Origin of the sequence: Nocardioides sp. (assembly GCF_035503875.1) — a bacterium.
Taxonomy (GTDB): Bacteria; Actinomycetota; Actinomycetes; order Propionibacteriales; family Nocardioidaceae; genus Nocardioides.
In genome coordinates, this window is the sequence record NZ_DATJTA010000046.1 from 63,367 (window position 1) to 80,879 (window position 17,513).

General features: G+C 72.4%; 12 protein-coding genes. 5 read left to right on the forward strand and 7 right to left on the reverse strand.

The genetic code is table 11. From position 1 onward, the window contains the following. Positions 1 to 187: 187 nt before the first annotated feature. Genes VMF51_RS11020 through VMF51_RS11035 form a run of 4 tightly spaced genes read right to left on the reverse strand, consistent with a single transcriptional unit; the run spans position 188 to position 6,868 of the window. Positions 188 to 1,306, reverse strand: a complete 1,119-nt coding sequence (locus VMF51_RS11020) for an alkaline phosphatase family protein (RefSeq protein ID WP_325474476.1) — start codon at positions 1,304 to 1,306, stop codon at positions 188 to 190. 8 nt (positions 1,307 to 1,314) lie between these two features. Next, positions 1,315 to 1,899, reverse strand: coding sequence for a DUF5998 family protein (locus VMF51_RS11025; RefSeq protein WP_325474477.1), 585 nt, complete (start codon positions 1,897 to 1,899; stop codon positions 1,315 to 1,317). A gap of 25 nt (positions 1,900 to 1,924) precedes the next feature. Further along, positions 1,925 to 4,621, reverse strand: a complete 2,697-nt coding sequence (locus VMF51_RS11030; RefSeq protein WP_325474478.1) for a GNAT family N-acetyltransferase — start codon at positions 4,619 to 4,621, stop codon at positions 1,925 to 1,927. A gap of 36 nt (positions 4,622 to 4,657) precedes the next feature. Continuing rightward, positions 4,658 to 6,868: a hypothetical protein gene (locus tag VMF51_RS11035; protein ID WP_325474479.1), complete on the reverse strand. Its 2,211-nt coding sequence runs from the start codon at positions 6,866 to 6,868 to the stop codon at positions 4,658 to 4,660. A gap of 202 nt (positions 6,869 to 7,070) precedes the next feature. Between VMF51_RS11035 and VMF51_RS11040 the strand changes: the two genes are divergently transcribed. From VMF51_RS11040 to VMF51_RS11055, 4 genes are read left to right on the forward strand one after another with little or no spacing between them, the layout of a single operon-like run. After that, on the forward strand, positions 7,071 to 9,545 hold the full coding sequence (locus tag VMF51_RS11040) for a DNA topoisomerase IV subunit A (RefSeq protein ID WP_325474480.1): 2,475 nt from the start codon (positions 7,071 to 7,073) through the stop codon (positions 9,543 to 9,545). Between the two features lie 5 nt (positions 9,546 to 9,550). Then, the gene (locus tag VMF51_RS11045; RefSeq protein ID WP_325474481.1) at positions 9,551 to 10,249 is read left to right on the forward strand and encodes an LppX_LprAFG lipoprotein; all 699 of its coding nucleotides are present in this window, start codon (positions 9,551 to 9,553) and stop codon (positions 10,247 to 10,249) included. Then, positions 10,246 to 12,021, forward strand: coding sequence for an MFS transporter (locus VMF51_RS11050; RefSeq protein WP_325474482.1), 1,776 nt, complete (start codon positions 10,246 to 10,248; stop codon positions 12,019 to 12,021). Before VMF51_RS11045 ends, VMF51_RS11050 begins: the two co-directional genes overlap by 4 nt. A 20-nt stretch (positions 12,022 to 12,041) precedes the next feature. Next, a complete protein-coding gene (locus VMF51_RS11055; RefSeq protein ID WP_325474483.1) occupies positions 12,042 to 12,533 on the forward strand; it encodes a carbonic anhydrase in 492 nt (163 codons plus the stop codon). On the opposite strand, the gene VMF51_RS11060 is transcribed toward VMF51_RS11055, so the two are convergent. After that, positions 12,534 to 14,522: a DNA topoisomerase IV subunit B gene (locus tag VMF51_RS11060; RefSeq protein ID WP_325474486.1), complete on the reverse strand. Its 1,989-nt coding sequence runs from the start codon at positions 14,520 to 14,522 to the stop codon at positions 12,534 to 12,536. A 513-nt stretch (positions 14,523 to 15,035) separates the two neighbouring features. Here VMF51_RS11060 and VMF51_RS11065 point away from each other — a divergent pair. After that, entirely contained in the window at positions 15,036 to 15,287 is a 252-nt protein-coding gene (locus tag VMF51_RS11065; protein ID WP_325474484.1) for a DUF7455 domain-containing protein, read from the forward strand. Positions 15,288 to 15,357: 70 nt separating this feature from the next. On the opposite strand, the gene VMF51_RS11070 is transcribed toward VMF51_RS11065, so the two are convergent. Together VMF51_RS11070 and VMF51_RS11075 are read right to left on the reverse strand one after the other, a co-directional pair. Beyond that, on the reverse strand, positions 15,358 to 15,912 hold the full coding sequence (locus VMF51_RS11070) for a hypothetical protein (protein WP_325474485.1): 555 nt from the start codon (positions 15,910 to 15,912) through the stop codon (positions 15,358 to 15,360). A 113-nt stretch (positions 15,913 to 16,025) separates the two neighbouring features. Then, on the reverse strand, positions 16,026 to 17,498 hold the full coding sequence (locus tag VMF51_RS11075; RefSeq protein ID WP_414689459.1) for an RNA polymerase sigma factor: 1,473 nt from the start codon (positions 17,496 to 17,498) through the stop codon (positions 16,026 to 16,028). Between the last annotated feature and the right edge of the window lie 15 nt (positions 17,499 to 17,513).

Sequence of the window (17,513 nt, forward strand, 5' to 3'; positions counted from 1 at the left end):
GTGGCTGGGACTGGCCCCCCTGGAGCGAGGAACGAGCGGAAGGGGTGGTTCCCGGCCACCGGGGGCCTCCCGGCGCAGCCGGAGGAGCGTCGGCGGCGGACCCCGCCCCCGTGCGGCGGACAGCCCTCCGCGGGAGCGGAACCCGCGGAGCGGAACCCCGCGGAGCGGAACCCCGCGGAGCGGATCCCTACCCCACCAGGATCGGGATCAGCATCTCCTCGCGCGTGAGCGACCCGTGTAGCCCGACCAACGTGGTCTCGTAGCCGAAGTCGGTGGAGGAGAAGATCGCGTGGTCGCCGCGCGAGGCCACCATCACGTCGCCGAGCCGCGGCAGCACCGACGGCTGCACCGCACCGAACCAGCCGCGCGCGATCGCCTCGTCGCGCGTCAGCACCTCGGCCCGGTCCCCGAGCACATCGGTCCAGGTCGCGACGACGTCGGCGACGGCGCCGCGGTGGCAGTAGAGGTGGCGGAACCTCGCCTCGCCCCCGAACAGCAGCAGCCCGTCGCGCAGCTCCAGCTGCTCGTCGACGTCGACGCGGTGCTCGGGCGGGCAGTCGACCATGCCGTGGTCGGCGATGACGACCAGCCGGGTCGAGGCGGGCAGCGCCTCGCGCAGCTGCTCGACCTCGGAGTCGATGCTGGAGAGCTGCTGCAGCCACTGGCTGGAGGCGACGCCGTACCGGTGGCCGGTCCAGTCGAGGTCGCCGTCGTACAGGTAGGTCAGCGAGGGGCGGTACGCCGACGCGGCCACGGCCGCCGCGATCCGCTCCCCCACCTTGTCGGCGCCGACGTAGTCGACACCCCGGGCGGAGGCCACGGTCAGGCCGCTGCTCTCGAACTCGCGCTTGTTGACGACGCTCACCGACACCCCGGCCTGGCGCAGCGTCGCGAACGCGGTCGGGTGCGGCTGCCACTCGAGCGGGTCGACGTCCTTGCTCCAGAAGAGCGCGTTGAGCAGCTTCTCCGTGCCGGGGACCCGCGAGGTGAAGCCGACGAGCCCGTGCGCCCCGGGCACCAGCCCGGTGCCGAGGGACGTCAGACTGGTCGCGGTCGTCGACGGCACCCCGGCGGTGCCGGTCTCGGCGCCCTCGGCCAGCGCGGAGAGGTACGGCGCGGCATGCGCGTGTCGCTGCAGCAGGGTCGCGCCGAGCCCGTCGACGAGGAAGACGACGTACGACGGCGCGTCGGGCAGCACCAGCCCGCGCGGGCCGTCCGGCATCGGGACCCCGAGAGCGGCGCCCACGGCGGGCACCACGTCACCGAGTGAGCGCTCGCCGTAGACGGGCTGCAGGAACTCGGTCACGCCGGGTCTCAGCCGCCGTGCGTGCGCGCGGAGAGCGACTCGGCGAAGGCCAGCAGCCCGGCGACCGCGTCGGCCCCGTCCGCGGCGGCGGAGACCCGCAGCGAGAAGTCGTCGGACGCGAGCACCCCGGTGTAGCCGTGGTCGGCGTCGCACTCGGGGTCGCTGCAGCCGGCGGGCTCCAGGTCGACCCGGCTGACCCCGCCCCACCCGATCGTCATCACGGCCTCGGCGGGGAACGACGGGCCGGAGGCGGGGTTGGCGATCATCCGGGTCACGACCACCGACTTCACGGTGTCGAGGCGGATGGCCTCGGTCGAGGTCGAGGTGTACGGCTCGGGCAGCAGGTCGTCGCCGGCGTGCTCGTCGGTGTGGGCGAGCACCAGCCGGGTCGGGGTCAGCACCACGACGCTGAGGTGCCGGCGGACCTCGTCGCGCTCGAAGGTCGGCTCGTGGTGGACGTAGAACGAGACGACCGCCTCCCCCGCGACCGCCGCCCCCACACCGTCGGCCACCACCTCGGGGTAGTACCCGGTGCGGTGGATGGCCTCGCGGAGCTCGAGGGCGTGATCACGATCGTCGGTCCTGCTGCGCATGGTGGAAGTGTGTCACCACGGTGTCTCAGCTGGGGAGCGTGTCCCCAGGCAGGGACGGCAACCGGCGTACGAACCAGTCCGAACGGGGGTCGGTGACCGGCTCGACGCGGGCCGATGCGGTGAGCACCGTGGCGCCGGCGGCGCCGGCCAGGACCAGGGACAGCTCGAGCGAGCGCACCTGCGGGAGGTCGTTCTGCAGCTGCGCCACGCGGCGGATCAGCCGCTCGATCTCGGCGACGTCGACGACCTCGCTGCCGCGGTAGCCGAACAGCATCGGCGAGGACTTGATCTCGCGCACCATCGCCGCCGCGTCGCGGCGGGTCAGCGGCGGGATCCGGTAGGCGCGGTCGCTGAGCAGCTCGGTCAGCGGACCGGAGATCCCGAACGACACGACCGGCCCGAAGAGGGGGTCCTCGATGCTGCGGATGGAGATCGGGACGCCCGGCCGGGCGTTCTTCTGCACGACGAAGCCGGCCTTCTCGGGATCGCCCACGATCTCGTTCAGTGCGTTCCAGGCGCTGCGCATCTCGGCGGGACCCTCGATGTTGCGCCACACGTGCGCCAGGTCGGGGCGCTCGCGCAGGTGGTCGGCAGTGGCCTTCAGGACCACGTCCCAGCCGTCCGCCTCCCCGGCCGCCACGGCCTCGTCGTACGACGCGACCGGGCGCGCCGGCCTCAGGTCGACGCCGTACGCCGCCAGGAGCGCGGCGAGGGTGGTCGGGTCGAGCTCGGTCCCCTCGGGGTTGGCGGAGAGGGCCTCGTTGATCAGCTTCTTGGCGGCCCGCTGGTCGACGTCGTCCGGTCCGTCGGCGTCACCGTCCGGTGTGCGCAGCCAGACCGCGTAGTCGACGACGTGGGCCAGCGCGCGGACCGCCGCCTCGACGGCGGGGTACGACGGCACCGAGCCGCGACCGGCCGTGGAGCCGGCGACGTCCGGGACCCGGAGCAGCTCGGGCACGCCCTCGGCGCCGAGGAACGAGGAGACCAGCGGCTTGTCGGACTGCTCGCCGACGGCCGCGAGCACGTTGGCGATGTCCTCGCCGGAGACGTTGAGCGGCGGGATGTAGACCGCGACCACGGCGTCGACCTCGGGGTCGTCGATCGCGGAGTCGAGGGCGTCCTCGAAGTCCTCCGCGGACGGCTCGGTGTGCAGCGCGATCGACTTGTTGACGACCAGGCCCACGCTCGCCGCGGCGTCGGCGGCCAGCAGCCCGAGCGCGTCGGAGTTGCCGACGATCGCGACCCGGCGCCCCCGCGGCAGCGGCTGGTGCGCGAGCAGCTGGGCGACGTCGAACATCTCCTCCAGCGACTCGGTCTGGATCACGCCGGCCTGGCGGAACATCGCGTCGACGGCCTGCGGCGGGGCGCCGATGCGGCGTACGGCGTGGCCCATCGGCACGCCCTGCGTGGTGCGACCGGACCGGACCGCGATGACCGGCTTGCGCTGGGAGACCCGGCGGGCGATGCGGGAGAACTTGCGGGGGTTACCGATCGACTCCAGGTAGAGCAGCACGACCTCGGTGGAGTCGTCCTCCTCCCAGTACTGCAGCAGGTCGTTGCCGGAGACGTCGGCGCGGTTCCCGGCGCTGACGAAGGTGGACAGGCCCAGACCCCGGTTGTTGACCTTCTCCAGGATCGCCGAGCCGAGCGCACCGGACTGGCAGAAGAACCCGGCCCGGCCCCGCGGCGGCATCAGCGGGGCGAGCGAGGCGTTGATCTTGACACCGGGGTCGGTGTTGATGACGCCGAGCGCGTTGGGGCCGATCAGCCGCAGCCCGTACGAGCGGGACAGGCCCACGAGCCGGCGCTGGCGCTGCCGGCCCTCCTCGCCGGTCTCGGCGAAGCCGGAGGAGATGACGACCAGGCCGTGCACGCCCTTGGCGGCGCAGTCGAGGACGACGTCCTGGACGGCGTCCGCGGGGACCGCGACGATCGCCACGTCGACGTCGTCGGGGATCTCGTTGACCGACTTGAACGCCGGCAGCCCCGACACGGCGGCGGCCGACGGGTTGACGGCGTACACCCGTCCGGTGAAGTCGCCGGTGACGAGGTTGCGCACCAGCGCCTGGCCGATGGTGTCCTGGCGCCGGCTGGCGCCGATGACCGCGACGGAACGCGGGTTGAAGAACCGGTGGATCGACGCGGCCTCGGCGCGGTGCTCGCGGTTGAACATCAACCCGATCGCCGTGTCGGTGGAGTCGATGGGGAACTCCAGGATGAGGACGCCGTCCTCGTACTCGCTCGCGACCCGGTAGCCGGCGTCGCGGAAGGTCTGGATCATCCGGGTGTTGTCGGGCAGCACCTCGGCGACGAACCGCTCGAGGCCCCGCTCACGGGCGGCCTGGGCGAGGTGCTCGAGGAGGAGCTGGGCGATCCCGCGGCCCTGGTGCTGGTCCTCGACGAGGAACGCCACCTCCGCGTCGCCCGGCCGGATCACGTCGTACCGCCCGACCGCGATCATCCGGCCCTGCAGGGTCAGCACGAACGCGACCCGGTCGACGTGGTCGACCTGGGTGAAGCGGGCGACGTCGCGGTCGGAGAGCCGCGGCATCGGCGAGAAGAACCGGTAGTACTTCGACTCGTCGGAGACCCGGGCGTAGAACTCGACCAGGAGCTCGGCGTCCTCGGGACCGATCGGGCGGATGTGCGCGGTCCGTCCGTCGCGGAGCAGGACGTCGGCCTCCCAGTGGGCCGGGGCGGCGGGAACGTCCTGCTGGGTCACGGTGCGAAATCTACCTGCCCGGTCCGCCCCGCCAGGTCAGGCGGTGAAGGTGTACGCCGGGGAGGAGCCGGACCCGCGCTCGTCCAGCACCACGCGACCTCCGACCCGGACGACCAGCCGCCACGAGACGTCGGGGTCGCCGCAGTCGTCGAACTCGACGACGTGGACGCGATAGGTCCCCGGCGGCGAGTCGCCCTCCGGCCAGAAGATGTTCTCGGTCGGGCGGACCATCACCTCCTCGCAGCCGGCGTTGGCGTCGACGTCGAGCTCGCCGCCGGAGTCGGAGGTGCGTTCGGAGTAGTAGATCTCCTCCCCCCACGGGTCCACGACGTGCAGGTCGAGGTCGGCCGTGCTGTTCCAGATCAACGTGGCCTGGACGTCGCCGGTTCCGGTCTCCGGCTGCTCGTTGCACCGTGCGGGGTAGTACCAGGGCGTGTGCCACTGGTGCTTGAAGGTGAGCGCGTCGGGGCGCCAGCTCGCCGACCAGCTGAAGTTGCCCGCCCAGGCCTTGGCCTCCAGCGCGAGGCCCGCCTCGAGCCGGGTCTCGAAGCTGACACAGCCCGCGGGCCGGCTCGGCGACGACGTGCCGACGACCTTCAGCTCGGCGACGACGGGGTTGAAGTAGCCGCTCACGCCCGCCACCGCGCCGACGTCCCTCGACACGGCGCCCGGTCCGACCGTGAGCGTGCCCCCGAGCTTGGCCGTGATCGCGACGCTCTGCCCGACGATGGACGGCTGCCCGACCCGGCCCGAGCGGATCGGGCCGCTGGCGAAGGACGCGCCCAGGCCGAGCTGGCCGCGCGCCCAGAACCCGTTGGTCACCGTCGCCTCGACGTCGTGCAGCTCGACGGCGCCGGTGACCCCGATCTCGACGGTGGGATCGAGCACCAGCCCGATCGGCACCGGGTAGACCGCCAGCTGGCGCGTCACCTTCTTCAGGGGCAGCGCGCAGGACAGCGTCCCGCTCGTCTCCAGGTCGAGCCGGAACCCCGTCTCGACGGCGACCCGCAGGTCGAACGTGGCGGCGTACGGGATGCCCCACTTCTCCTTGATCCCGGAGTGCCAGTGCCCGCTCGGGCGCAGGATCGGACGCAGGTCGGCGAGCTGGTGACCGGCGGAGACGTTGAGGCACGACGTGCGCGGTGCCGCGGCCCGGGCGAGCTTGCCGCCCGCCGCGGGTGCCCGGGCCGCCTGCTCGCGGTCGTACGCCGCCACCCGCGCCCGGGCCTCGGCCCGGTTCGTCACCGGTGTGAGCTCGATGGGGTTCGCCGCGATCGCCTGCCGGAGGTCGAGGCTCGCGAAGACGTCCGCCAGCCCGCCGGCGCGCAGGGTGACGACCCGGCCGTCGGGCGAGACGCCTGCCACCGTCCCGACGTACCCGCCCGGAACAGCCGGGGAGATCGGCAGCACCATGCCCGCCCCCAGCGCGGGCGTCGCCCGTCCCGCGGCGAGGTGGACCCGCACGGTCGTGCCGCTGACCGACACGGTGTCGCGGTCCCTCGCGTCCACCACCGTCGCGCCCGGGGCGAGCGAGAACGGCGGCACCTTCCCGTCGGCCGACGGGACGCCCACGGTCACCGCGCCACGCCGCCAGCCGTGCTTCGCGCTCCGGACGAAGACCGCGTAGCTGTAGACCGCCCCGGGGGTCACCTTCGCGTCCGTCGCCGCACCCCGCCGAGCGCGGACCGCCGCGCCCTGACGGCGTCCGGCAGGTGCCCGCTCCCCGGCGGCACGGCGGACGACGACCCGCGCCCGCTTCGGGGCCTGCCACCGCAGCCGCACCGAGCGGGGACCCGACGCCGCCGCGGCGACCTTCAGCGTGCGGAGCCGGGCGAGGCGGACCCGCACCACCGGCGCGCGCCCGGCGCTGGAGACGCGGACGGTGCGCGGCGGGCGCACCGCGCGGTACGTGCGCCCGCCCACGACGACGTCGTCGACCCGGACCCGGTAGCGCCCGGGACGCAGAGCGGGTCGGGCCGTCCGGCTCCGTCCTCGGGCCGGCTTGCCCACCACGACCTTGCTGCGCCCGATCAGGCGGACGCTCGCCGGAACCCCGGCCGGCGTACGGATCTGCACCTTCACCCGGACGGCGCGTCCGCCCGCACGAGCGGCGGACGCGTCCGCCGAAGCCGCCGCCCCGGGCGTCGCGGAACCGTCCTCCGGCGCCGCCGGTGCCCGACCCGGTGCCGCGAGCGTGAGGCCGACTCCCAGGACGAGAGCGAGCAGGAGGCGGAGCATGACGATCACGGGCTCTCCAGTGGTCGGCGGCCCGAGCGCGGCGGTCGAGGTGGTGAGGAACGCGCGTCACGGTAGTTCGCGCAGGCGCCGCCCGTCCGAGAACGCCGATGCCGGCGCCAGCCGCCTAGACCGCCGCCCGGAGACGGCCCCGCCGTCGCGGTCTCGGCGTGCCCCTGCGGATGTGTCGGCGCCGGCAGGGACAATGGCGCCCATGGCACGGCGTACGACGACCCCCGATCTCCCGGATGACTTCGAGGAGCACATCCTCGACACCGACATCAAGCAGGAGATGGAGTCCTCCTTCCTCGAGTACGCCTACTCCGTCATCTACTCGCGGGCGCTCCCGGACGCCCGCGACGGGCTGAAGCCGGTGCAGCGGCGGATCCTCTACACGATGAACGACATGCGGCTCCTCCCCGACCGCGGTCACGTCAAGAGCGCCCGCGTCGTCGGCGAGGTCATGGGTCGGCTGCACCCCCACGGCGACGGCGCGATCTACGACGCGATGGTCCGGATGGCGCAGCCGTGGTCGATGCGGCTGCCCTTCATCGACGGCCACGGCAACTTCGGCTCGCCCGACGACTCCCCCGCCGCGATGCGCTACACCGAGGCCCGGATGGCGCCCGCCGCGGTGGCGATGACCGCCTCCATCGACGAGGACACCGTCGACTTCAAGCCCAACTACGACAGCCGCGAGTTCGAGCCGACCGTGCTCCCCGCGGCGATCCCCAACCTGGTCGTCAACGGCACCACCGGGATCGCGGTCGGCATGGCGACCAACATGGCGCCGCACAACCTCGTCGAGGTGGTGCAGGCGCTGCGCCACCTGATCACCCACCCGCAGGCCACCATCGACGACCTGATGCGGTTCGTCCCGGGTCCCGACCTGCCCACCGGCGGCAAGATCGTCGGCCTCGACGGCATCCGCGACGCCTATCTGTCCGGCCGCGGCAGCTTCAAGATGCGGGCCACGGCGCGGGTCGAGGCGATCGGCCGCCGCAAGGGCATCGTCGTCACCGAGATGCCGTACGGCGTCGGCACCGAGAAGGTCATCGAGCGGATCAAGGTGCTGGTCCAGGGCAAGAAGCTGCAGGGCATCTCCGACATCAAGGACCTCACCGACCGCGAGAACGGCCTGCGGCTGGTCATCGAGGTGAAGAACGGCTTCCACCCCGAGGCCCTGCTCGAGCAGCTGTACCGGCAGACGCCGCTGGAGGACTCCTTCGGCATCAACAACGTCGCCCTCGTCGACGGCCAGCCCCGCACGCTCGGACTCAAGGAGCTGCTCCGGGTGTTCCTCGACCACCGCTTCGAGGTCGTCGGCCGCCGCTCGCAGTTCCGCCGCAACAAGAAGGCCGAGCGCCTCCACCTCGTCGACGGCCTGCTGATCGCGCTGCTCGACATCGACGAGGTCATCCAGGTCATCCGCTCCAGCGACGACGCCGGCGCGGCCCGGGAGCGGCTGATGTCCGTCTTCGACCTCTCCCAGCTCCAGGCCGACTACATCCTGGAGATGCAGCTGCGCCGGCTCACCCGGTTCAGCCGGATCGAGCTGGAGAAGGAGCAGGAGCAGCTGCGCCGCGAGATCGAGGAGCTCGACGCGATCCTCGGCGACGAGAAGCTGCGCTGGAAGGTCGTCTCCGACGAGCTCGCCGAGGTCGCGAAGACCTACGGCACCCCGCGGCGCACCGTGCTGCTGGAGTCGGCAGGCGTCGCGGTGACGGCCTCCGCCGTACCCCTCGAGGTCGCGGACGACCCGTGCTTCGCCTTCCTCTCCTCCACCGGGCTGCTGGCCCGGACCTCCACCGACGAGCCGATCGGCACCGGCGAGGGCCGCACCAACCACGACGTCGTGACATCCGTCGTGCGGACCACGGTCCGCGGCGAGATCGGCGTGCTGACGTCCCGCGGCCGCCTGCTGCGGCTCGGAGTCCTGGACCTGCCGGCGCTCCCGGCGTCCGCGAACGACCCCAACCTGCAGGGCGGGCTCCCACTCACCGAGATGCTCCAGCTGGCCAACGGCGAGCGCGCCCTGGCGCTCTGCACGCTCGCCACCGACGGACCGGGACTGGCGCTCGGCACCCGCGCCGGCGTGGTCAAGCGGGTGAACCCCGAGGTCCTCGGTCGCGACGAGTGGGACGTGATCCGGCTCGACGACGGCGACGAGGTGGTCGGCGCGGTCCAGCTCGCCACCGGGTCCGAGACCCTGTGCTTCATCACCTCCGACGCCCAGCTGCTGCACTTCGGCGCCGACGCGGTCCGCCCCCAGGGCCGCTCGGGCGGCGGCATCGCCGGCGTACGCCTCGCGCTCGGGCAGTACGTCGTTTCCTTCGGCGCGTTCGACGCCGACGCCCCGGGAGGCGCGGTGGTCGTGACGGCCTCCGGCGCGTCGACGGCCCTGCCGGGGACCGAGGCGGGGGCGGTCAAGGTCGCGCCGTTCAGCGAGTACCCCGGCAAGGGCCGGGCCACGGGCGGCGTGCGCTGCCACCGCTTCCTCAAGGGCGAGGACGTCCTGGTCTTCGCCTGGGCGGGGCCGGCCCCGGCCCGGGCGGCCGCCGCCAGCGGCGCGCCGGTCGACCTGCCGGACGCCACCGGCCGGCGCGACGGCTCGGGCGTTCCCGGGAGCCAGCCCATCGCGGCGTGCGCGGGTCCGGTCGCGGCCCGGGTCCCGGTCGTGGAAGGCTGAGCGCCGTGAATCGCACCCTCGCCGCGACCGGCGCTGCCCTCCTGGCCCTCTCGCTCGTCGCCTGCTCCGACGACGAGCCCGCCGCTGGCGACGACAGCACCCCCACCGAGGTGCTCGAGCTCGCCAAGACGACGCTCGACGAGACCAGCGGCGTCGAGATCACCCTCGAGGCCGACAACCTGTCCTCCAGCGTCACCGGCATCCGCAAGGCCACCGGTGTCGGCGTCCACCCGCCCGCCTTCGAGGGCAGCTTCGACCTCAGCGTCAACGGCATCCCGGCCACCGCCGAGGTGATCGCGGTCGACGGCAAGGTCTACGCCAAGAACAGCCTGCTGCTGCCGCAGTGGACGATCATCGACCCCGCCCAGTACGGCGCTCCCGACCCGAACCTGCTGATGGGCTCCGACGCCGGGTTCTCGACGCTGCTGTCCGAGACCACCGACGTCGAACGGGGCGACCAGGTCCGCGGCGGGCAGGACAACCGGGAGATCCTCACGTCCTACACCGGCACGGTGCCCGGCGACGTGGTCGCCAACATCGTCCCCGAGGCCTCGGGCGACTTCGACGCGTCGTACACCATCAGCGACGACGGCGAGCTCCGCGAGGCCGTCCTCACCGGGGTCTTCTACGAGGGCGACGACGAGATGACCTACACGATGACGTTCTCCGACTACGGCACCGAGCAGGACATCACCGCGCCGTGACCACCCGGCCGGCCGCTCCCGGTGAGGCCCGCTCACCCCGGGCCCTGCTGGGTCTCGCCGCCGTCGCGGTGGCGTTCGCGGCCGCGGACACGTACGTCGTCGTCCTGGCCCTGCCGGACCTGATGGCCAGTGCCGGCATCCCGATCGACGAGCTGCAGCGCGCGGCCCCGATCATCTCCGGGTTCCTGCTCGGGTACGTCGCGATGCTGCCGCTGATCGGACGGATCGCCGACCTGCGCGGCCGGCTCCCGGTGCTGACCGCGGCGCTGGTCGTCTTCGCGTTCGGGTCGCTGGTCACTGCGCTGGCCTACGACATGCCGAGCATGGTCGCCGGCCGGTTCCTGCAGGGACTCGGCGGTGGAGGCCTGGTGCCCGCGACTCTCGCGCTGGTCGCCGACCTCTATCCGCGCGAGCGCCGCGGCGTCCCGCTCGGCCTGGTCTCGGCCGTCCAGGAGATCGGCAGCGTCCTCGGCCCGCTCTTCGGCGCCGTCGTCCTCGCGGTCGCCGACTGGCGCGCGATCTTCGCGATCAACCTCGCGGTCGGGCTGCTGCTCGCCGCCGCGATCCGCATGCTGGCCGGATCCGACCCGGCCCGGCCGGCGCGCCGGATCCCGGACCCGGTCGGCGTCGTACTCCTGCTCGTGCTGCTGGGGGCCGGGGCGACGGTCTTCTGGAGTCCGCCGCGGCTGATGGCCGACCTCACCTGGGGCGAGCTGCTCACCCCGGTGGTCGGCAGCGGCCGTTGGCTGACTCCGCTGGGGCTCGCCACGATCGCCGCCGCGGTCCTGCTCGTGATCCGCTGCGCGACCGCGGCCCGGCCGCTGGTCGACCTGCGCTCCTGGGCGCGCAGCACCCGGGAGGCCGACCTGCTCGGCGCGCTCCTGCTGGCCGCCTCGCTGGGCGGCGTCATCCTGGCCTTCGCGACGGCCGACCCCGAGGTCCAGGCGTTCTCCGAGCAGGGACTCTGGTACCTCCTCGGCGCCGCCGTCGCCACCGTGGCTCTCGTCCTCCACCTGCGCCGCACCACGACCCCGCTGGTGCCCCACGGCGCGCTGCGCGCCCGGCCGGCGTGGGGCGCGGTCGTGGTCAGCTTCTTCGTCGGCGCGGCGCTGATCGCCGCCCTCGTCGCCGTGCCCCTCTTCGCCCGCTCCACGTCGTACCGCGACAGCCAGCTGATGGCGGCGCTGGTCCTGGTCCGCTTCCTCGTCGCGCTGCCCGTCGGTGCCGTCGTCGGCGGCTACCTCACCCGCCGGCACTCGGCCGGCGTCGTGACCGCCGTGGGCATGGCGCTCGCGGCCGTCGGCTTCGCCCTGATGTCCCAGTGGGATTCCGACGCGCTGGAGGGCTGGACCTGCAACGTGGCGCTGCTGGTCGGCGGCTTCGGCTTCGGGCTGGCGCTCGCACCGGTCAACGCGGCGGTCCTCGCGAGCACCGACGACGACGTCCACGGGCTGGCCAGCGCCCTCGTGGTCGTCGCCCGGATGGTCGGCATGCTGGTCGGCATCTCCGCGCTCACCGCCATCGGCCTGCGCCGCTACTACGCCGCCCAGGACAAGCTGCGCACCGTCGCCGAGATCTGCGGCCCCGAGGCCACCAAGGTGTGCAAGGCCTACCGCACCCAGCAGCTGGACGCGGCGATCACCCAGGAGCAGACGGTCTTCCTCGGCGCCGCCGTGTCGGCCGCCCTCGCCGCCGTCCTGGCCCTCGTGCTGTTCCGCGGCGCGGCCACCCGGGCCGTCTCGGCAGGGGACCTGCTGCGCACCGCCGGATGAGCCTCCGCTAGGTTCCGAACGTGGCCTTCGACGACCTTCTCGCTGCCAACCGGACCTTTGCCGCCGACTTCAAGTACGGCGGCTTCGACGGCGTCGCCCGCGCGGGTGTCGCCATCGTGACCTGCATGGACTCCCGGATCGACCCTCTCGGCATGCTCGGGCTGCAGCCCGGCGACGCCAAGATCTTCCGCAACCCGGGTGGCCGGGTGACCGAGGCCGCCCTCGAGGCGATCGTCCTCGGCGTCCACCTGCTCAACGTGCAGCGCGTCCTGGTGGTCCCCCACACCCGCTGCGCGGTCGCCAGCAACTCCGAGGAGACGCTGCGCGAGCGGGTCTCGGAGTCCGCCGGCGTGGACGCCTCCTGGCACCGCTTCCACGTGGTCGACGACCAGCGGCGCGCCCTGGAGATGGACGTCCGCAAGGTCACCAGCCACCCGCTGGTGCCCGACGCCGTCGAGGTCGGCGGCTTCCTGTACGACGTCGACAGCGGTCTGCTCGACCAGCTGGTCTGATCAGGCGTCCAGCGTCTCGACGTCCACCTCGTAGGCGCCCTGCACGATGAACTCCTTACGGGGGGCGACGTCGGAGCCCATCAGCAGCTCGAAGACCTTGGTGGCGCTCTCGGCGTCGTCGACGGTGATCCGCCGCAGCGTGCGGTGCCGCGGGTCCATCGTGGTCTCCGCCAGCTGGTCGGCGTCCATCTCCCCGAGGCCCTTGTAGCGCTGGACCGGGTCCTTCCAGCGGACGTTCTTCTTCTTCAGCTCCGCCAGCTTCCGCTGCAGCTCGGCATCGGAGTAGGTGTAGACGTACTTGTCCATGCCCTTCTTCGGGTTGGCCAGCTCGATGCGGTGCAGCGGCGGGACCGCCGAGTAGACCCGGCCCTCGGCGACCAGCTCGGGCATGTACTTGAAGAACAGGGTCGCCAGCAGGCAGCGGATGTGCGCGCCGTCGGAGTCGGCGTCGGCCATGAAGATGATCCGGCCGTAGCGGCGGGCCTCGAGGTCGAAGGTGCGGCCCGAGCCGGCGCCGACGACCTGGATGATCGAGGCGCACTCGGCGTTCTTCAGCATGTCCCCGACCGAGGCCTTCTGGACGTTGAGGATCTTGCCGCGGATCGGCAGCAGCGCCTGGAACTCCGAGTTGCGCGCGACCTTGGCCGTACCGAGCGCCGAGTCACCCTCGACGATGAAGAGCTCGGTGCGGTCGTTGTCGTTGTTGCGGCAGTCGGCCAGCTTGGAGGGCAGCGCCGACGACTCCAGGGCGTTCTTGCGCCGCTGGGTCTCCTTGTGCTGGCGGGCCGCGATCCGGGTCTTGGCCGCGCCGGCGACCTTCTCCATCAGCAGCTTGGCCTGGGCCTTCTCGGCGCGCTTGCTGCTGGTCAGGAACTCGCTGAAGTGCTTCGCGACGATCTTGCGCACCTCGGAGCGGACCGCGGGGGTGCCGAGGATCTCCTTGGTCTGACCCTCGAACTGGGGCTCGGCGAGCCGGACCGTCACGACGCCGGTGAGCCCCTCCAGGATGTCCTCGCGCACGACGTCGGCGTCGGCCGCCCTCAGCGCCTTGGCCGCCCGCATCGCGTCGTTGAACGGCTTGACCAGCGCGGCCTCGAAGCCGGCCACGTGGGTGCCGCCCTTCGGGGTCGCGATCACGTTCACGAACGAGCGCAGCTCGGTGTCGTACCCGGTCCCCCAGCGCACGGCGATGTCGACGCCGAGCTCGCGGTCCACGTCCTGCGGCGTCATGTGCCCGAGCTCGTCGAGCATCGGGACGGTCTCGGTGAACGAGCCCGTCCCCTGAATGCGCAGGACCTCGGTCACCGGTTCGTCACGGGCCAGGAACTCGGTGAACTCCGCGATCCCGCCGTCGTGGCGGAACTTCTCCTCCACGGGGGTGTCGCCGCGCAGGTCGCGGATCACCAGCTCCAGGCCCGGGACGATGAACGACGTCTGCCGCGCCCGGCCGAGCAACCCCTCGAACTCGAAGGTGGCGTCCTTGGTGAAGATCTGACGGTCCGGCCAGAACCGGATCCGGGTGCCGCTGCGACCCTTGGCGACCCGGCCGCCCTTGCGGGTCAGGCCGGACCTCGCCTCGAACCCGGCCGTCGGCCCGTCGGCGTCGAAGACACCCGGCGTACCGCGGCGGAACGAGAGGCCCTGGCTCGACGGAGCACGCTCGACATCGATGTCCATCCGGCTGGACAGCGCGTTGACGACCGAGAGGCCGACGCCGTGCAGGCCGCCGGTGGCGACGTACGACCCACCGCCGAACTTGCCGCCGGCGTGCAGCTTGGTGGCGACCACCTCGACGCCCGGCAGACCGGTCTTGGGCTCCTTGTCGGTCGGGATGCCGCGCCCGTCGTCGTGGACCTCGGCCGAGCCGTCGGGGTGCAGGGTGACCTCCACCGAACTGGCCGCCCCGGCCAGCGCCTCGTCCACGCCGTTGTCGATGATCTCCCACAGGCAGTGCATCAGGCCGCGGGTGTCGGTCGAGCCGATGTACATGCCGGGGCGCTTGCGCACCGCCTCCAGTCCCTCCAGGACGAGGAGATGCGCGGCGTTGTAGGTGTTGTCGGCGATGACGGGGCTCCTGGCGTGAAACAGCGGAAATCCGAGCGGTGGAACTGCTCCGAATCTACCTGCGACACGCCGATGCTCAGCGCAGGCACGCCTTGCTCACTCGGGGAGTACGACAGGTCTACGGTGGGCACCACTTCATCAGGACCATCCAGCAGCACCGCTCCACCAGCTCGACGCACCACCGGGTGGGCGACGTCACGATGTGGATACGAACGGACTCGGGTTCGCGGAAATCACCTCTGGACGGCACCCGTCCGCGCCACACTGTCGAAGACAGCGCTCCACCGCCCCCGAGGGTGACCTCCAGCTCCGGCCATCGTTTGTCCAGGGCATGGAAAGAACCGGACGAGGCAACCCTGTCCATGATGGGATTGACGTGTCAGGCACCACGCGGCACCGGGAATCTTGTGACCCACCGCTACGTTGAGCAAGACACCGATGATCAGAGAAGAGGCCGATGTGACCACTGCAGTTGCCCCCAGCGCGCCGATGACCGCAGCGGACCGCTGCGACCGGTGCGGCGCCCAGGCCTACCTGCGCGTGGAGCTCCAGTCCGGTGGCGAGCTCCTGTTCTGCGCCCACCACGCCCGCGAGCACGGCGACAAGCTCAAGGAGATCGCCGCCAACGTGGTCGACGAGACCCACAAGCTCGGCGGTACGCCGGCCATCGCTCCCGACGACGAGCGCTGACCCGGCAGACGACGACTTCTCGACGGCCCCGGACCCCGGTCCGGGGCCGTCGTCATTTCCTCACCGCGGCTCAGCCACTGCGCAGCCACGGGGTGAACCGCCGCGGGCCGCGGTACCAGTCGGTGACCGGGTGCGACCCGTCGTACTCGTCGACCATCCGGACGGCGACCCGCACCCGGGCGGGATCGCGCAGGCAGGTGCGCGCGACCCGGACCCGGGCGAAGTCCCGGGCCGGCCGGAGGCGCACCGAGTGGGCGCACGTCAGCGGCTCGCCCACCAGCCGCCAGCGGCGGACCCGCATCAGCTGGTAGTCGGTCCCTTCCTGCAGGCCGGTCGTGACGGCGAGCTCGGGTCCCCGGCGGGCGCGGTTCGCGTCCAGGAAGACGGTCAGGCCCGCGGGACCGGCCTCGGACTCGGCCCTCAGGTCGGTGAAGCCGACGGTGACGGTCACCCGGGCCGGTCCGTGGGCGACGCGGACCTCGCGGATGTCGGTCAGGGACGCCTGGGCGTCGGCCGGGTCGGGGAAGCTGGCCCGCTCGGCGGAGGCGGGCGCTGCCACGGCGAGGCAGGACAGGACGGTCGCGGCGACGACGGTCGCGCGACCCCGTGCGATGTGGGGGGTCATGCCCTCCAGGGTCACCCCGCGGCGGCGCGGTGGCAACGACGGGCGGGAACGACGAGGGGCGCGGCATCTCCCGATGCCGCGCCCCTCGCGTGGTTCCAGCCGTCGTCCTGCGGTCAGTCCAGGTAGTCGCGCAGGACCTGCGAGCGCGACGGGTGCCGCAGCTTCGACATGGTCTTGGACTCGATCTGGCGGATCCGCTCGCGGGTCACGCCGTACACCTTGCCGATCTCGTCGAGCGTCTTCGGCTGACCGTCGGTCAGTCCGAAGCGCATGCTGACGACGCCCGCCTCACGCTCGGAGAGCGTGTCGAGGACGGCGTGCAGCTGCTCCTGCAGCAGGGTGAAGGAGACCGCGTCGGCCGGGACGATCGCCTCGGAGTCCTCGATCAGGTCGCCGAACTCCGAGTCGCCGTCCTCGCCGAGGGGCGTGTGCAGCGAGATGGGCTCGCGGCCGTACTTCTGGACCTCGATGACCTTCTCGGGGGTCATGTCGAGCTCCTTGGCGAGCTCCTCCGGGGTGGGCTCGCGGCCCAGGTCCTGGAGCATCTGGCGCTGCACGCGGGCCAGCTTGTTGATGACCTCGACCATGTGCACCGGGATGCGGATCGTCCGCGCCTGGTCGGCCATCGCGCGCGTGATCGCCTGCCGGATCCACCAGGTGGCGTACGTGGAGAACTTGTAGCCCTTGGTGTAGTCGAACTTCTCCACCGCCCTGATCAGCCCGAGGTTGCCCTCCTGGATCAGGTCGAGGAACAGCATCCCCCGGCCGGTATACCGCTTGGCCAGGCTCACGACCAGCCGCAGGTTGGCCTCGAGCAGGTGGTTCTTGGCCCGGCGGCCGTCCTCGGCGATCCACTCGAGGTCGATGCGCTGGTCCGGGGTCATCCCCTGGATCTCGGCGAGCTTCTCCTCGGCGAACAGGCCGGCCTCGATCCGTTTGGCCAGCTCGACCTCCTGCTCGGCGTTGAGCAGCGGTACCTTGCCGATCTGCTTGAGGTAGTCCTTGACCGGGTCCGCCGTCGCGCCCGCGACCGCCACCTGGGCGGCGGGCAGGTCGTCGTCGTCGTCGCGGAAGACCAGGTCCTCGTCCTCCGCGTCGTCTCCGGCGGCCTTGCCCTCGGCCTGGCCCGCGGCCTTGCCGGCGGTGGCCGTCGCGGCCGGGTCCGCGTCCTCGGGCAGGTCCGCTTCGGCGTCCTCGGGCAGATCGGCTTCCGCCAGTTCTGCGTCCGGTACCTCGACCTCGACGATCTCCAGATCGACCTCCACGACGAGCGCCTCGTCGTCGAGGTCGTCGAAGTCCTCGAGGTCGACCGCCCCGTCGAGGTCGTCCCCATCGAGGTCGGCGTCGCCGTCCAGGCCGCCAGCGCCCGCTAGGCCGCCGGCTGACGGATCCTGGGCCGGCACGGCGGCCAGCTCCTCGCGGGCCTTGGCCGCGCGGCCGTTGCCTGCTGCGTTCGCCGTGACCGGCGCCTGCGCGGTCTCCGACACGCCGTCCGATGCCGGCACTCGCGAATCCCGGGCCGCGGAACTAGACGGCCGGGAGCGCTTGCGCGCCGCGGAGTTGGGAGCGCTCACTACCACGGTCACCTCTTCCTTCGCTGG